This is a genomic window from Flavobacterium sp. CHNK8, from assembly GCF_019774515.1.
Taxonomy (GTDB): Bacteria; Bacteroidota; Bacteroidia; order Flavobacteriales; family Flavobacteriaceae; genus Flavobacterium; species Flavobacterium tiangeerense.
Map to the genome: position 1 here is coordinate 612045 of NZ_CP081492.1, position 16496 is coordinate 628540.

A 16496-nucleotide genomic window follows, 5' to 3' on the forward strand; every position below is an offset into this window, starting at 1 on the left:
CCGAAAAAAGGCGAATAAAAAGGATGCCGCTACCATCAGGGCTAAAAAGAAAAATAGTGAACTTTTGGAAATACTAATCAAAAGTAAAAATCACAATTTCAAATTGTGTTTTGTAAGAAATAAAAAGTTATGTCAAGCATTCACGAAGCCATTAAAAAAAACATCCTCATCCTTGATGGAGCTATGGGAACCATGTTGCAACGTTACAATTTCTCCGAAGAAGATTTTAGAGGAGAGCGTTTCAAAGATTTTCCGCATTCGTTAAAAGGAAACAACGATTTGTTGTCGCTCACTCAGCCACAAGCTATAAAAGACGTTCACGCCGCATATTTTGAAGCTGGAGCTGATATTGTTGAAACCAATACCTTCTCTGGAACCACCATCGGTATGGCCGATTACTATCTTGAAGAATATGTATATGAATTGAACTATGAGTCGGCAAAAATAGCCCGCGAAGTAGCCGATGAATTTACAGCCAAGAATCCAGACAAACCTCGTTTTGTTGCGGGTTCCATTGGACCAACAAATAGAACAGCAAGCATGTCTCCAGATGTAAACGATCCCGGTTACAGAGCCGTAACTTTTGATGATTTGCGCATTGCGTACAAGCAACAAGTAGAAGCGCTTATGGATGGTGGTTGCGATTTACTTTTGGTAGAAACTATTTTTGATACCTTAAATGCCAAAGCAGCGCTTTTTGCCATTGAAGAAGTAAAAGACGAACGCAATCTTGATATTCCTATTATGGTTTCAGGAACGATTACCGATGCGTCTGGAAGAACACTTTCGGGACAAACGGTTGAGGCTTTTTTAATTTCTGTTTCACACATACCTTTGTTGAGCGTAGGATTCAATTGCGCACTTGGTGCCGATTTGCTCAAGCCATATTTGCAAACTTTGTCACAAAACACATCGTTCAACGTATCGGCGCATCCAAATGCAGGTTTACCTAATGCCTTTGGAGAATACGATGAAACACCAGAACAGATGCAAGCTTTTATCAAAGAATATCTCGATGATAATTTGGTCAACATCATAGGGGGTTGTTGCGGAACAACACCAGCACACATCAAGTTAATTGCCGATATCGCCAAGGAATACAAACCGAGGGTTTCGACTGCGGTGATGTAATGTTAAAATAATTTAGGTTATTAAAAAATGGAGGAAAAGACTACTGATAATTTTAAGAATTTGAAATGGGTACTGCTATGTTCTCTTACCTTGGCAACAATATATATTTTATTTGATATCTCGAGAAAAACAAAGTTTAATACCTACAAAGAAACATTTAAGGGCGAAGCAGTTGGTTTAACAACGAAATTTAAAAAGGTCGGTAGACAAAGGTTATTAATCTATTGCTTTTATGTGGATGGTAAGTTTATCTCTCAGAGAAATACAATGGGAGGAGATGAAATTTTAAATAAGTTTTACAAAGTGAAGTATGACTTAAATAATCCGAAAGGGAATTATATTTTTTTAGATAAAGAATTGAAGCCCGATTCCCTTACTCTTGTTAAAAATGGTTTTACTTGGACTAAATATTATGTATACGATGGAAATGTAACTAGTCGATATCTAGAAAAATCAAAATGGCAGTGATCCCATAGCTGGCGCGAGCGTCCCGCTCGTGCACAAAATACAGTTAGGAAAAGATTTTTAATTAAAAAGAATAAGCACGAGCGTAACGCTCGCGCAAGCAGCAGAGCAACTTGTTTAGATTCTTCGTTCCTCAGAATGACAAAATTGAAGAATAAAGAAGCGGAAGAATCAATAAAAAAAGAAGTGTGTTGTTAGCACAATGCCCGCGTGAGGGATAGTAGTGGAAAGCCCGCAGATCAATGGAGTGTTAACGGAATTGATTGAGGACTTGTAACGAATAGCCCGACCCGACTTTTTTTGGAGGGACACGCCCAAAAATGAATTGAAATAAAATGGTAAGGTTTCGAAAACTTTGCAATAAATAAAAAAAAAAAACTCAGACTAGTTTTGTTAGCAATTGAGTAACTCAAAATAAAGAAATGGCAGAAAAAAGAAGAAACCTAGTATTAGCAGGATTGGAACCCTTAATCATTACGCCCGAAAGTGTATTTGTGAATGTAGGGGAAAGAACCAATGTGACGGGTTCGAGAAAATTTCTTCGATTGATTAAGGAAGAAAAATACGATGAGGCACTTGATATTGCGCGCCAGCAAGTAGAAGGCGGTGCACAAATCATCGATATTAATATGGATGAGGGAATGCTCGATGGCGCATATGCGATGACTAAATTCCTGAATTTGATTGCGGCTGAACCGGATATCTCGCGTGTGCCGATTATGATTGACAGCTCAAAATGGGAAATCATTGAGGCCGGATTGAAAGTTGTACAAGGGAAATGTGTTGTAAATTCGATTTCGTTGAAAGAAGGCGAAGAAGCTTTTGTTCACCATGCTAAACTGATAAAGCGTTACGGAGCGGCGGTAATCGTGATGGCTTTTGACGAAGTGGGTCAAGCGGATAATTACGAAAGGCGTGTTGAAATTTGTCAGCGTTCGTATGATATTTTGGTGGGAATTGGATTTCCGCCACAAGATATTATCTTCGATTTGAATATTTTCCCAGTAGCAACAGGAATGGAAGAGCACCGCTTGAATGCGTTGGATTTCTTTAGAGGAACCAAGTGGGTTCGTGAAAATTTACCGCACGCACACATCAGCGGTGGGGTGAGTAACGTTTCGTTTTCGTTCAGAGGAAACGACACGGTTCGTGAGGCGATGCACTCGGTTTTCTTGTACCATGCGATTCAAAACGGAATGACGATGGGGATTGTAAATCCTGAAATGTTGTCGATTTATGATGAGATTCCGAAAGATTTATTAGAGCATGTTGAAGATGTGATTCTGGACAGACGCGATGATGCGACAGAACGTTTGCTTGATTTTGCGGAGAATGTAAAAGGCGACGGATCTAAAACAAATGAAAAGGCAGTTTTAGAATGGCGTTCTGGAACGGTTCAAGAAAGAATCACGCACTCGTTAGTAAAAGGAGTGGATGCGTTTATAGAAGAAGATGTTGAAGAAGCGCGACAAGCTGCTACAAAACCCATTGAAGTAATCGAAATCAACTTGATGACGGGAATGAATGTCGTGGGTGATTTGTTTGGTTCGGGTAAAATGTTTTTGCCACAAGTGGTGAAATCGGCACGTGTAATGAAAAAAGCAGTAGCTTATCTTTTGCCTTTTATCGAAGCGGCAAAGCAAGTTGGGGATAAATCTGGGAACGGAAAAATCCTGATGGCAACCGTAAAAGGGGACGTTCATGATATTGGTAAAAATATAGTTTCGGTGGTATTGGCTTGTAACAATTATGAGATTGTCGATTTAGGTGTAATGGTGCCTCCAGAAAAAATTATTGCAGCAGCTATTGAACATGAAGTAGATATTATTGGATTGAGCGGATTGATCACGCCGTCTTTGGACGAAATGGTGTATCTCGCTAAGGAATTGGATAAAAGAGGACTGAAAATTCCAGTAATGATTGGTGGTGCAACAACTTCGCGTGCGCATACGGCCGTGAAAATTGCGCCTCAATACAGCCAAACGGTAATTCACGTCAACGATGCCTCGAGAGCGGTAACGGTAGCGGGTAATTTATTGGATCACAACCGAAAAATATATGCTAGTGATATTCGTGCCGAATACGATGCGTTTAGAGAAACGTTTTTGAATCGTTCCCGCGACAAGAACTTCTTGACTATTGAGCAAGCCCGTAAAAATAAATTACAATTGGATTGGGATAATTTCACTCCCGTGAAACCTAAAGTAATTGGCAAGCAAATCGTAGAAGTTGATTTAGAAACTTTGGTACCTTATATCGATTGGACGCCGTTTTTCAGAACTTGGGAATTGTTTGGGAAATATCCAGCGATTTTAACCGATGAGGTAGTGGGTGAACAAGCGACTTCGGTTTTTGCAGATGCACAAGCGATGTTAAAAGTTATTTTACAAGAGAAGAAATTAACTGCCAAAGGCATTTACGGCATTTTTCCGGCGAATCAAATCAATGATGATGATATTGAATTGAGAGACGAAAACGGAAAACAATTACAAACATTTTTGACTTTGCGCCAACAATCTCAGAAAACCAAAGGAGCGCCAAACATCGCTTTGTCTGATTTTATTGCTCCAAAAGAAAGTGGAAAAGTGGATTATATGGGAGCTTTTTGCGTAACTACTGGCTTTGGTGTGGACGAATGGGCGGCTGAATTCGAAAAGGATTTAGATGATTATAATTCGATTATGGTGAAAGCACTGGCTGATCGTTTTGCAGAAGCTTTTGCTGAATATCTGCACGAGAAAGTGCGTAAAGAAATTTGGGGTTATGCCGCTGATGAGAATTTATCTACCGAAGATATGATTGATGAGGTGTACAAAGGGATTCGACCAGCGCCAGGATATCCAGCTTGTCCAGATCATTTAGAGAAACCGACTATTTGGAAATTATTAAATGTTGCAGAAGAAATTGGAGTAACCTTAACCGAAAGTATGGCCATGTGGCCGGCTTCATCAGTATCTGGTTATTACTTTGGGAATCCAGAAAGTAACTATTTCGGACTTGGAAAGATCAAAGAAGATCAAGTAATTGACTATGCCAAAAGAAGAAATGTTTCCACTGATGTAGCCATGAAATGGTTGAATCCGAATATAGCAGACTAATTTAGTCATAAAGTCAAAAGTCATAAAGTCTAAAACAGACTTGGCTTTCGACTTTTGACTTTCAAACTTTAAGACTTAATATGAAAGTAACACAACATATAGAAAAAGCCAAAGGAGAAACTTTGTTTTCATTTGAAATTATTCCGCCTCAAAAAGGGAAAAGTATTCAAGAATTGTATGACAACATTGACCCTTTGATGGAGTTTAAACCACCATTTATTGATGTGACTACCTCACGTGAGGAGTTTATTTATGTTGATAAAGGCAATGGTTTATTAGATAAAAAACTAACCAGAATGCGACCAGGAACCCTTGGGATTTGCGCTTCGATAACGCATAAATACAACGTAGATACCGTACCTCATGTATTGTGTGGCGGTTTTACCAAAGAAGAAACAGAGTACTTACTAGTAGATTGTCATTATCTGGGAATCAATAATGTGATGGCGTTGCGTGGTGATGCGATGAAGGACGAGCAATCTTTTGTTCCAAAAGCGGGTGGAAATCACTTTGCTATTGATCTAGTGCAGCAAGTCAAATTGTTGAACGAAGGCAAGTATTTGCATGACGTTATGCATATTGATAATAAGGCTGATTTTTGTATTGGTGTGGCTGGATATCCTGAAAAACATTTGGAATCTCCATCGTTACTGTCCGATTTGAAAAGGTTAAAAGAAAAAGTGGACGCAGGTGCTGATTATGTGGTGACACAAATGTTTTTTGACAATGCCAAATATTTTGAATTTGTTGCCAAAGCCAGAGAAATGGGAATTACAGTACCTATTATTCCTGGCATCAAGCCATTGGCGGTACAAAGACATTTGCAAATTTTGCCGCAAATATTCCGAATTGATTTGCCAGAAGATTTAATTGATGCGGTAGACAAATGCAAAACAAATGCAGATGTGAAACAAGTGGGAATCGAATGGGCTATTCAGCAATCACGCGAATTAAAGGCTGCTGGAGTTCCTGTTTTGCATTATTATTCGATGGGTAAATCAGAAAATATCCGTCAAATTGCGAGCCAACTTTTCTAGCAATTTATTCTTTATATCCAAAGCTTCTAGCCTTCCAAAGGCTAGAAGCTTTTTTTAGGTGATTAAAAAGAGTTTGTTTTTTATTCGAAAACATAGCTGAACACTAAAAACGGAACACTGCCAACTATTTCGTAATCTCTCTAAACACCGCTTCTAAGTTTTTATTCTTTTGATTGAGTTGTAAGGTTTTCAAACCATTATTTTGAGCAAAATCAAAGACTACAGATCGCATGTCTTTATCTGATTTAAAAGTCAGTTCCCACATCATATCGTGAACATTTACATACGAAACAAGATTTTCAATTTTAGAAATCAATTGTTCCTCGACTTGAAAATCAAATTCCACTTCAATTACTTGTTCTTTATCTTCAGAAATTAAGTTATCCAGTTTTTTATCGGTAACAATTTTTCCATTGTTGATGATAATAACGCGATCACAAATAGCCTCAACCTCTTGCATAATGTGTGTTGAAAGAAAAACAGTCTTGTCTTTTCCGACGTTTTTAATTACGTTTCTAATCTCCATCAACTGATTCGGATCGAGTCCTGTTGTAGGCTCATCCAAAATTAAAACATCAGGATTGTGCAGTAGCGCATTTGCTAAACCTACACGCTGGCGATACCCTTTAGAGAGTTGGCCTATTTTTTTGTGGCTTTCGGTACTTAAACCGGTCAGTTGAATTACCTCTTCGATTCGAGATTTGGCAACTTTGTACACATCAGCGTTAAAGGCTAAATATTCACGAACATACAAATCCAAATACAACGGATTGTGCTCTGGCAAGTACCCAATAGAAAGTTGCACGGCTTTTGGATTGGTGTTTACATCCTGCCCGTTTACCGTGGCAGTTCCTTCATCAGCGGTAATGTAGGTAGTTAAAATTTTCATCAAAGTCGATTTTCCAGCTCCATTTGGACCTAAGAAACCAACAATCTCTCCTTTGTTAATTGAAAATGAAATGTTATCTAATGCTTTTTGAGCACCGTAGCTTTTGGAAATGTTATTTACTGCTATTGACATGATGAATTATTTGTTGCAAAAGTAAACAGAAAATGAATGGATTTGTTGTTCGATTGCCTACTAATTCACGAATAATTTTTTCACGAATAGTTGCGAGCACTTCTATTCGAAATGATAAAAAAGAAGCATTGTAATTGCACCGCTATCATTTAGATTTCTATATTTACTAAAAATAGTTCAAAAGACACATGAAATACATAGGATCAGGAGGTATCTTGAAAAATTATAAAAGCATTATGCTACTTCTTGGTGGTATCCTTGCAGGAAGTATATTAGGTTTGGTTTTTGGTAAAGAGGTGGAGGTTTTGAAACCTTTGGGAGACATTTTTCTAAATTTGTTGTTTACGGCCATCATTCCGTTAGTGTTTTTTACCATATCGGCATCAATTGCTACTTTAGAAAAAACCGAAAAACTAGGAAAGTTATTCTTAATCGTAATTGGAGTCTTTTTATTTACGGTTTTGGTCTCTGCAATCCTTATGGTGGTGGGAGTTTTGATTTTTCCAATCCATCAAGATATTATCATTTCTAAAATTCCGTTAGAAATTGTAGCCGAAAGCAGCACCGGTTCTCAGATTACACAATTGCTTACTGCGGGTGATTTTTATGAACTGTTATCCCGAAAAAACATGCTAGCACTCATTCTTTTTTCCTTTTTAGTAGGTTTTGCCAGCTTGCAATCTGGTGAAAAAGGCAATGATTTCAGTAGGTTTTTACGATCTGGTAACGAAGTAATGAAACAATTGCTTCACATTATCATGCAAACAGCGCCCGTAGGTTTGGGTGCCTATTTTGCTTATCAGGTGGGTATTTTTGGCCCGCAACTGTTTGGTGCTTATGCCAAGCCGTTAGGACTTTATTATGCTGTTTGTGCTTTTTACTTCATTGCATTTTTTAGTTTATATGCCTATATGGCGGGCGGCAAATTAGGGTTTAAAGTGTTTTGGAAAAACAACATAACACCTTCGTTAACAGCTATTGGTACATGCAGCAGTATTGCAACCATTCCCGCAAATCTTGAGGGTGCCGAAAAAATGAATATTCCTGCTCACATTAGGAATGTCGTTATTCCCTTGGGTGCACCTCTGCATAAGGATGGTTCGAGTATGTCATCCATTATTAAGATTGCCGTTATTTTTGCGATGTTTGGTAAGGATTTTACGGATCCAATTACGATTCTCACCGCTTTGGGAATTACAGTAGTAGTTTCTGTTGTTGAAGGTGGTATTCCTAATGGTGGTTACATAGGCGAAATCCTGGCGATAACCGTTTATGGTTTTCCAATGGAACAAGCCTTACCAGCAGCAATGATTATTGGAACTTTGGTTGATCCAATGGCAACTTTGTTAAATGCTAATGGAGATTTGATTTCGGCGATGCTAGTGGCAAGAATTGCCGAAGGAAAAAAGTGGCTTTCTGAAAAAGTACTAGTATAAATCACTTTCAATAGTGTGTGTTGCAGTATAACTGAGGGTTGTTTTTACTTTACAATGCAGGAATTTCGGTTGTATGAATGGTATTTTTAAAGCCTTTTTTTAAACATTACATAATTAATAACCAACTTTTTAGCGAATCCCTTTTTTGTGTCATAAAATCAACTTTTTTTTGGGTGCAGTAAAAAATTATGTATACATTCGCAAAGTAAAAAATACAAAAAATACAACAACATGTTGAGTAACCGATTTTATTTTAGCAACTCTTATTATTTCTTCTGGAAGGTAGAAAGGGATTGTTGCATGGTTATTTAATTCAAAAATTAAATTAATACTATAGATATACAATCCCGATGCAAATCGGGATTTTTTTTTGCTTAAAAGTGTGTAAAATGAATACAATAATAGGAATACAAGGCATTACGGGCTCGTTTCATCATCAAGTGGCACAAGAATATTTCAATCATGAATTTGTTCTTGACGAGTGTTTGTCTTTTGAGGAATTGGTAGACAGCTTGTTAGCAGGCAAGTCAGAGCAAGCAATTATGGCCATCGAAAACTCTATTGCGGGTCCAATTATTCCCAATTATGCCTTAATTGACAAGAATAATTTACACATAATTGGAGAGCATTATTTGAATATTCATCAAAATTTAATGGCGTTGAAAGGTCAAAAAATTGAAGATATTCTCGAAGTACATTCGCATCCGATGGCATTATTACAATGTATGGATTTTTTGAAAAAATATACTAATATCAAATTGGTTGAAGACAAAGATACCGCTGAAACAGCGCGAAGAATTCAAGAAAAACAACTGAAAGGAATAGCGGCAATTGCAAGCAAAACAGCTTCGGAAATGTATGATTTGGAGATTATTGCGCCAGAAATCCAAACGATCAAGAATAACATGACGCGCTTTGTGATTATCAAAAAAGAAAATTCATTTGTGCCCGAAAGTGAAATTAACAGAGCATCGATAAAATTTGAACTCGACCATAAACGCGGGAGTTTAGCAGCAGTTTTAAATGTAATGAGCGATTGTAAATTGAATTTAACTAAGATTCAATCTTTGCCCAAAATTGAAATGCCATGGAAATATTCCTTTTTTGTGGATGTCACTTTTGAGAAATACGAAGATTATGCAAAAGCAAAATCATTATTGAATATTATGGCCGAATATTTTAAAGTCTTGGGTGAGTACAAGAATACTAAAATATAAAGAGCCTCGAGTTACTAAATTACACAGATATAAAAATTAACACATGATTACCACAGCAAATCGTCTCCATATCATTGAAGAATACTATTTCTCCTCCAAATTGAGAGAAGTAAGGCAACTGGCAGCCGAAGGCAAACCCATCATTAATATGGGAATTGGGAGTCCAGATTTACAACCGGCGCCTGCAATTGTAGCTGCCATTGTAGCTGCGATGCAAGATGAAAACGCGCATCAATATCAGAGTTATCAAGGTTTACCAGAGTTGCGCGAGGGTATGGCTGATTTTTATGCCAAAAATTATGGTGTAGCACTCAACCCTGTAACAGAAATTTTGCCTTTGATGGGTTCCAAGGAAGGAATTATGCATATTTCGCTGGCTTTTTTGAATGAAGGAGATCACGTTTTGATTCCGAATCCGGGATATCCTACGTACACATCAGTGACCAATTTAGTAGGAGCGTTGCCAGTGTATTATGATTTGAAAGAAGGAAATCAGTGGGAGCCGGATTTTGAAGCTTTGGAGCAACTGGATTTAAGCAAAGTGAAAATCATGTGGATTGGTTATCCACACATGCCCACGGGAGCTCGAGGGAGCTTAGAATTGTTTGAAAAATTAGTCGCTTTTGCTGCAAAACATGAAATTTTATTGGTGAATGATAATCCGTATAGCTTTGTTTTGAATGACAATCCGTTGAGTTTGTTGCAAGTAGAAGGAGCAAAGGATGTGGCTTTAGAATTGAATTCTTTGAGTAAAACTTTTAACATGGCGGGTTGGAGAGTAGGAATGGTGTTAGGAAACGCCAATGCTATTGATGCGGTGTTGAAAGTAAAAAGTAATATGGATAGCGGCATGTTTTACGGAATTCAAAAAGGAGCTGTTGAAGCTTTAAAAAGTGATAAAGCGTGGTTTGATGCTATGAATGAAATCTACAGAAAAAGACGAATTGTAACAGAGGAACTCGCTGAAAAACTGGGTTGTAAAGTGTATAAAGAAGGTGTTGGTTTGTTTGTTTGGGCAAAATTACCCGATGGAGTTACATCTGCAGAGGCGTTTATTGATAGAATTTTGCATGAGAAATCAATTTTTATTACACCGGGAACTATTTTTGGGAGTAATGGAGAAGGGTACATTCGGTTTGCTTTGTGTGTTGAAGAAGAAAAAATTAGAGATGCAATCAGTCGATTTTAGCCCCCTGACCCCCAAAGGGGAATGAAATAGCAGAGAGATTTATTGTTATAAAATTGGTTTAATGAAAAAATAAATTTCTGTATAACGAGCTTTCCTAGCCCTGATAGTAGTGGAAATCCTTTGCTGCCGGGGTTCGGCAGGAAAGATTGCAACGGATAGCAGGATAAGCTTCGGATAAAAATAAAAAAATGAAAGTATTTGTAATAGGCATAGGCTTGATAGGTGGTTCGATGGTGTTGGATATTAAAGATTTGTATCCGAACGCCACGATTTATGGGATTGATACGAACGAGAAGCATTTGGAACAGGCAATTGAGTTGGGTGTTATTGATGAAATGGCAACATTTACAGACTTAATGCATGCTGATTTTGTGATTGTTTCGGTTCCTGTAGATGTAGCGCTTGCGGTTGTGCCCCAAGTTTTGGAGGCAATAGGTGACCAAACGATTGTATTTGAGGTTGGTTCGACAAAATTACCTATTTGTGAAAGTATTGCTAACCATGCCAAAAGGAGAAATTTTATAGCCACGCATCCTATTGCTGGAACGGAATTTTCGGGACCATCAGCAGCGATAAAAGGGTTGTTTCAAGGAAAAACAAATATTATTTGTGAGGTAGAGAAAACGACTTTTAAATTACAAGAACGCGCCTTGGCATTGTTTCAAGAAATGGGAATGCGCATTCGGTATATGGATCCGAAATCACATGATAAGCACATTGCGTATGTATCGCATTTGTCCCACATCAGCGCTTTTATGTTAGGGAAAACAGTCATTGACAAGGAAAAACACGAGCAGGATATTTTTGATATGGCAGGTTCTGGTTTTGAAAGTACTGTGCGTCTCGCTAAAAGTTCGCCCGCGATGTGGACACCCATTTTTAAACAAAATAGAAAGCAAGTCGTGAAAACTTTGAATGAATATATCTTGAATTTATCTAAATTTAAGGAGCTATTGGAGAACGAGGATTACGAGGCGATTTACAATGAAATGGAAAGCGTAAATAAGATAAAAGAAATATTGAATGGGATGAATGTTAAGAAGTGAGCAGTTTTTAGTCACAGTGAACAAGTTCTACAGAAAATATAAAAAAACAAAACTCAGAAAATAAAATTTAGAAAAGATGGAAAATAAGAAAGAAATGAGAAATTGGTTGGAGGCATTTAATTTGACTCACCCATTAGTGATAGCAGGGCCATGTAGCGCTGAAACCGAAGAGCAAGTATTGAAAATTGCACATGAGTTAAAGGATTCAGATGTAAGTGTTTTTAGAGCAGGAATCTGGAAACCAAGAACGCGTCCGGGAGGATTTGAAGGCGTGGGCGAAATAGGTTTGAAATGGTTGAAGAAAGCCAAAGAAGAAACAGGTTTGCTAATGGGAACTGAGGTAGCCAATGCTGCTCACGTAAAATTAGCTTTAGAATATGACATTGATGTGTTGTGGATAGGTGCTAGAACAACGGTAAACCCATTTGCAGTTCAGGAAATTGCTGATGCATTGGCTGGAACAAAGAAAATTGTTTTGGTGAAAAATCCTGTAAATCCAGATTTATCTTTGTGGTTAGGTGGAGTAGAACGTTTGTACAATGCAGGAATTGAGAAATTAGGAGTGATTCACAGAGGATTTTCTACGTATGAGAAAACCAAATACCGAAATATTCCGGAATGGCAAATTGCTATTGAATTGCAAAATAAATTTCCTGATTTACCATTAATTATTGACCCTTCGCACATTACAGGTGATCGCAAAATGATTCTTGAGGTTACGCAAGAAGCTTTAGATTTGAATTACGACGGAATGATTATTGAAACGCACATTGATCCAGATAATGCTTGGAGTGATGCAGCTCAGCAAGTAACACCTGATGCTTTGAAACAAATTTTTATTGATTTGAAAGTGAGAAAAACGGATGATGTATCAGATGAATTTACACAGAAAATGAAAAAATTAAGAGCTAACATTGACGTTTTAGATGCGACTTTGCTAGAGCTTTTAGGCAAACGTATGAAAGTAGCTGATGAAATTGGTTTGGTTAAAAAAGCGGCTAACGTTGCAGTCCTCCAAAACAACCGTTGGAATGAAATTTTAGGTAAAATGATTTTGGATGGAGAAACCAAAGGACTTTCAGAAGAGTTTGTTTTGAAATTATTCAAGGCTATTCACCAAGAAAGTATCAGCCATCAAGATAAGGTGTTGAATGCTTAACGAAAGACAATATTTAATTGGTAAGCAATAATGTAATAAAATCCCAAAGCCATTCGTTTTGGGATTTTTGTTTTAGTATGCTACAAAAAAACTCTAAACTTTAAACTTTAAACTTGAAACAAAATTTTACCTTTGCCCTATGACAGGAATCGTTTATAAATCTACAGGAAGTTGGTACACCGTAAAATCTGAACAAGGAGATTTTATAGAATGCCGTATGAAAGGGAAATTTCGGATTAAGGGAATAAAAAGTACCAATCCCATTGCAGTAGGCGATGTGGTAGATTATGAACTCGAGGAAACTTCAGATGCGGTTACGGGCACTATTTTTAATATTCATGACAGAAAAAATTACATCGTACGCAAGTCGGTTAATTTATCGCATCAAATGCATATTATCGCATCAAATATTGATCGTGTTTTTTTATTGATCACTGTGAACAATCCGCCAACAACATTTAACTTTATTGATCGATTTCTTGTAACTGCGGAGGCGTACGGAATAGAAACGGTTTTGGTGTTTAATAAAATCGACACTTTTGACGAAGCGACCTTAGACGAACAATTGTACATGCAGCATGTGTATCAGCAAATAGGATATACTTGTTTGCGCGCATCCTCAACCGAAATGAAAGGAATTGAGGAATTAAAAGCCTTGATGATAGGAAAAGTAAGCATGTTCTCTGGGCATTCAGGTGTGGGAAAATCTACATTGGTAAACGCTATGGAGCCTGCTTTGCATTTGAAAACAAAAACCATTTCAGACGCCAGTAAACAAGGACAGCATACCACAACTTTTGCTGAAATGTATGATTTATCTTTTGGCGCCAGCATTATAGATACGCCCGGAATCAAAGGATTTGGGATGGTAGATATGGAGCCGGCTGAAATTAGTGGTTATTTCCCCGAGTTTTTTAAATTGAAAGAGCAATGCAAGTTCAATAATTGTTTGCATAAAGAAGAGCCTAAGTGCGCCATAAAAGAAGCATTAGATCGAGATGAAATTGCTTGGTCACGCTACAACAGTTACCTTAAAATTTTAGAAGGTGACGATGAACATTACCGAACTGACATTCATAACGAAGATCGAATTATAAGCGATAAAACTAGAGAGTAATATTTTTAAAAGTCATAATTAACGAAAGATATAGATTTTTTTACTTTCGACTTTAAGACTTTGTAACTTTATGACTGATTAATGAAAGTAGTAATCCAAAGAGTTTCTCAAGCTTCAGTCACAATTGACAATCAAATTGTAGCTAATATTCAAAAAGGATTGTTGGTGCTGGTTGGTATCGAGGATGCGGATACGAATGAAGATAGCAGCTGGCTGAGTTCCAAAATTGTGAATCTTCGTATTTTTGGAGATGAAAATGACGTCATGAATCTTTCTGTTAAAGATATCAGTGGTGACATTATTGTGGTCTCTCAATTTACTCTTCAAGCCTTAACTAAAAAAGGCAATCGCCCATCTTATATTAAAGCATCAAAGCCAGAAATAGCAGTTCCTCTGTATGAACAATTTGTCTCCCAAATAGAACAAGATCTCGGCAAAAAAGTACAAACCGGAGTTTTTGGTGCCGATATGAAAGTGCAATTACTAAATGATGGACCTGTAACTATTATCATAGACAGTAAAAATAAAGAGTAATTACTTTGCTGCTTGTTAGATTTAATATATTTTTGAGCACCACGAATATTATTTTCAAAACCAATAGCAGACTTTTTTTGTAAAGGTCTCTTGTTTATTGCATCTTATCACTTCCCCAATATTTATTCATTACAATGAAAATATCAACATTTGTTTGTCTTTTATTTATTACATTAACATTTCAAGTTTCAGCTCAAAAAAGAGAGTATGTGTCCCTCATTATTTCAGATAGCTTAAAAGAAAATGCTAATGCCGTGATTCGCTTAAATCAAATAGACATTACTATTTCTTCACAAAAAAGCATGACTGTGAAAGAAAAAAGAGTTGTTACAGTTTTGAATCAAAATGGACTGAACTCAATAAATGCAATTGAAAGTTATGATAAAAGAAAAACGGTTAAAGCTATTGAGGCAGTTGTTTATGATGCTTTTGGAAATGAAATAAAAAAAATAAAACGTAAAGATTTTAAAGATCAAAGCGCATCAGGAGGCGGTACTCTTTTTTCTGACGGGAGGTATCTAACCATTGACTATACGCCTACTCAATACCCATTTACAATAGTCTATGAAAGTGAAACAGAGACATCAAATACTGCTTTTATTCCGTCATGGTTAGTATTGACTGATTTTTATGTAAGTGTTGAGAAAAGCATTCTTAACGTAACGTTCCCTGCCGGTCTTGGGTTTAAAAAGAAAGAATTTAATTTCGAAAAATTCAAGATCATTAAAGAGAAAGATACTGACACACAGTTAACCTATTCTGTTGAGAATGTTTTAGCTCAAAAATATGAAGACTACACACCTATTTCAAAAATATTCCCGAAAGTGATGATGGGATTAGAAAATTTTAACTTAGAAGGTGTTGATGGAACTGCAAAAAACTGGAATGAATATGGGAAATGGTTCTCTGAAAATATTTTGAAAGGAACTGAGATTCTCAATGACGATAGCAAGGCAAAGATTAAAACACTGGTAGGTAGCGAAACAGATCCTATTAAAAAGGCAAAAATAGTGTATAAATTTGTTCAAGAAAAATCAAGATATGTAAGTGTTCAAGTGGGAATAGGTGGGTTTAAACCAATGCCTGCCAATGATGTAGACCGTTTAGGATACGGAGATTGCAAAGCTCTGTCAAATTACACAAGGGCTTTACTTGACGTAGTTGGAGTGCCGTCTTACTATACTGAACTTTATGGAGATAGTAATATTCGAGACATTGAAGCAGATTTTTTCTCTATTCAAGGCAATCATGCAATTTTGTGTATTCCTAACGGCCCTGAAAATATATTTCTTGAATGTACAAGTCAAACAGATCCTTTTGGTTTTCAAGCTAATTTTACCGATGATAGAGACGTAGTAGTTATGAAACCAGATGGTGGTCACATCATTCATACTAAAAAATATCAAGATAAGGACAACAGTCAGATTTCTAAAGGAAGTTACAGTATAGATACTAATGGAGGTTTATCTGGCGATTTAAATATTAATTCTACAGGTTCACAGTACCATCAAAAGGCTAACTTAAAAACCATGCAGCCTGATGATAGAGATGCTCATTATAAAAAGTATTGGAGCGCACTGAATTCGCTTAAAGTTGAAAAAGTGAGTTTTATTAATGATAAAGAAAGTGTGCGTTTTGAGGAGTATGTGAAACTAAATGTAGCCAATTATGGAAGCAAGGTGGCTGAAAAAATAATTTTTGTGGTTAATGCTTTCAATCCCACATCAGGTAATGTAAAAAGGATTCGTAACCGAAAAAATCCTTTTGAAATTCAAAGAGGATATTATGATGTAGACGAAATTGAAATCAAATTGCCAACTGATTTTAAAATAGAAAATTTACCTGTTGATTTTGAAATCAATTCAAAGTTTGGTGAATACAAAACACAATTTATTAAGAATGATGCTAATTCGGTTAGTTATAAACGCGCTTTATGGATCAAAAAAGGTTTGTATACTAATAAAGAGTATGATGAATATCGTTTGTTCATTGAACAGATTTCAAGAAATGACAACGCCAAAATAATTTTAACTCCCAATTAAACCA

13 protein-coding genes are annotated in these 16496 nt (G+C 36.7%); 12 read left to right on the forward strand and 1 reads right to left on the reverse strand.

Annotated features, from left to right (window positions below; all coding sequences use genetic code 11):
• The first annotated feature begins 129 nt into the window (after positions 1-129).
• From K5V07_RS02530 to metF, 4 genes are all read left to right on the forward strand, one after another.
• A complete protein-coding gene (locus tag K5V07_RS02530; RefSeq protein ID WP_221916256.1) occupies positions 130-1131 on the forward strand; it encodes a homocysteine S-methyltransferase family protein in 1002 nt (333 codons plus the stop codon).
• Positions 1132-1158: 27 nt separating this feature from the next.
• A complete protein-coding gene (locus tag K5V07_RS02535; protein WP_221916257.1) occupies positions 1159-1599 on the forward strand; it encodes a hypothetical protein in 441 nt (146 codons plus the stop codon).
• Between the two features lie 419 nt (positions 1600-2018).
• The gene (gene metH, locus K5V07_RS02540; protein WP_221916259.1) at positions 2019-4694 is read left to right on the forward strand and encodes a methionine synthase; all 2676 of its coding nucleotides are present in this window, start codon (positions 2019-2021) and stop codon (positions 4692-4694) included.
• Between the two features lie 80 nt (positions 4695-4774).
• Positions 4775-5731, forward strand: a complete 957-nt coding sequence (metF, locus tag K5V07_RS02545) for a methylenetetrahydrofolate reductase [NAD(P)H] (RefSeq protein WP_221916262.1) — start codon at positions 4775-4777, stop codon at positions 5729-5731.
• Positions 5732-5855: 124 nt separating this feature from the next.
• On the opposite strand, the gene gldA is transcribed toward metF, so the two are convergent.
• On the reverse strand, positions 5856-6752 hold the full coding sequence (gene gldA / locus K5V07_RS02550) for a gliding motility-associated ABC transporter ATP-binding subunit GldA (RefSeq protein ID WP_166136147.1): 897 nt from the start codon (positions 6750-6752) through the stop codon (positions 5856-5858).
• 188 nt (positions 6753-6940) lie between these two features.
• Between gldA and K5V07_RS02555 the strand changes: the two genes are divergently transcribed.
• The 8 genes from K5V07_RS02555 (at position 6941) to K5V07_RS02590 (ending at position 16492) form a co-directional block, all read left to right on the forward strand.
• A complete protein-coding gene (locus tag K5V07_RS02555) occupies positions 6941-8188 on the forward strand; it encodes a dicarboxylate/amino acid:cation symporter (protein ID WP_221916263.1) in 1248 nt (415 codons plus the stop codon).
• 389 nt (positions 8189-8577) lie between these two features.
• The gene (locus K5V07_RS02560) at positions 8578-9405 is read left to right on the forward strand and encodes a prephenate dehydratase (protein ID WP_221916265.1); all 828 of its coding nucleotides are present in this window, start codon (positions 8578-8580) and stop codon (positions 9403-9405) included.
• A 43-nt stretch (positions 9406-9448) separates the two neighbouring features.
• Entirely contained in the window at positions 9449-10594 is a 1146-nt protein-coding gene (locus tag K5V07_RS02565; RefSeq protein WP_221916267.1) for an aminotransferase class I/II-fold pyridoxal phosphate-dependent enzyme, read from the forward strand.
• A gap of 188 nt (positions 10595-10782) precedes the next feature.
• A complete protein-coding gene (locus K5V07_RS02570) occupies positions 10783-11640 on the forward strand; it encodes a prephenate dehydrogenase (protein WP_221916268.1) in 858 nt (285 codons plus the stop codon).
• 76 nt (positions 11641-11716) lie between these two features.
• The gene (locus K5V07_RS02575) at positions 11717-12799 is read left to right on the forward strand and encodes a bifunctional 3-deoxy-7-phosphoheptulonate synthase/chorismate mutase type II (RefSeq protein ID WP_221916269.1); all 1083 of its coding nucleotides are present in this window, start codon (positions 11717-11719) and stop codon (positions 12797-12799) included.
• Between the two features lie 139 nt (positions 12800-12938).
• Positions 12939-13916 carry a ribosome small subunit-dependent GTPase A gene (gene rsgA / locus K5V07_RS02580; protein WP_221916270.1) on the forward strand — a complete coding sequence of 326 codons (978 nt, stop codon included), beginning with the start codon at positions 12939-12941 and terminating at the stop codon, positions 13914-13916.
• A gap of 81 nt (positions 13917-13997) precedes the next feature.
• Entirely contained in the window at positions 13998-14450 is a 453-nt protein-coding gene (gene dtd, locus K5V07_RS02585) for a D-aminoacyl-tRNA deacylase (RefSeq protein ID WP_221916272.1), read from the forward strand.
• 134 nt (positions 14451-14584) lie between these two features.
• Positions 14585-16492, forward strand: coding sequence for a DUF3857 domain-containing protein (locus tag K5V07_RS02590; protein ID WP_221916274.1), 1908 nt, complete (start codon positions 14585-14587; stop codon positions 16490-16492).
• Positions 16493-16496 lie beyond the last annotated feature (4 nt).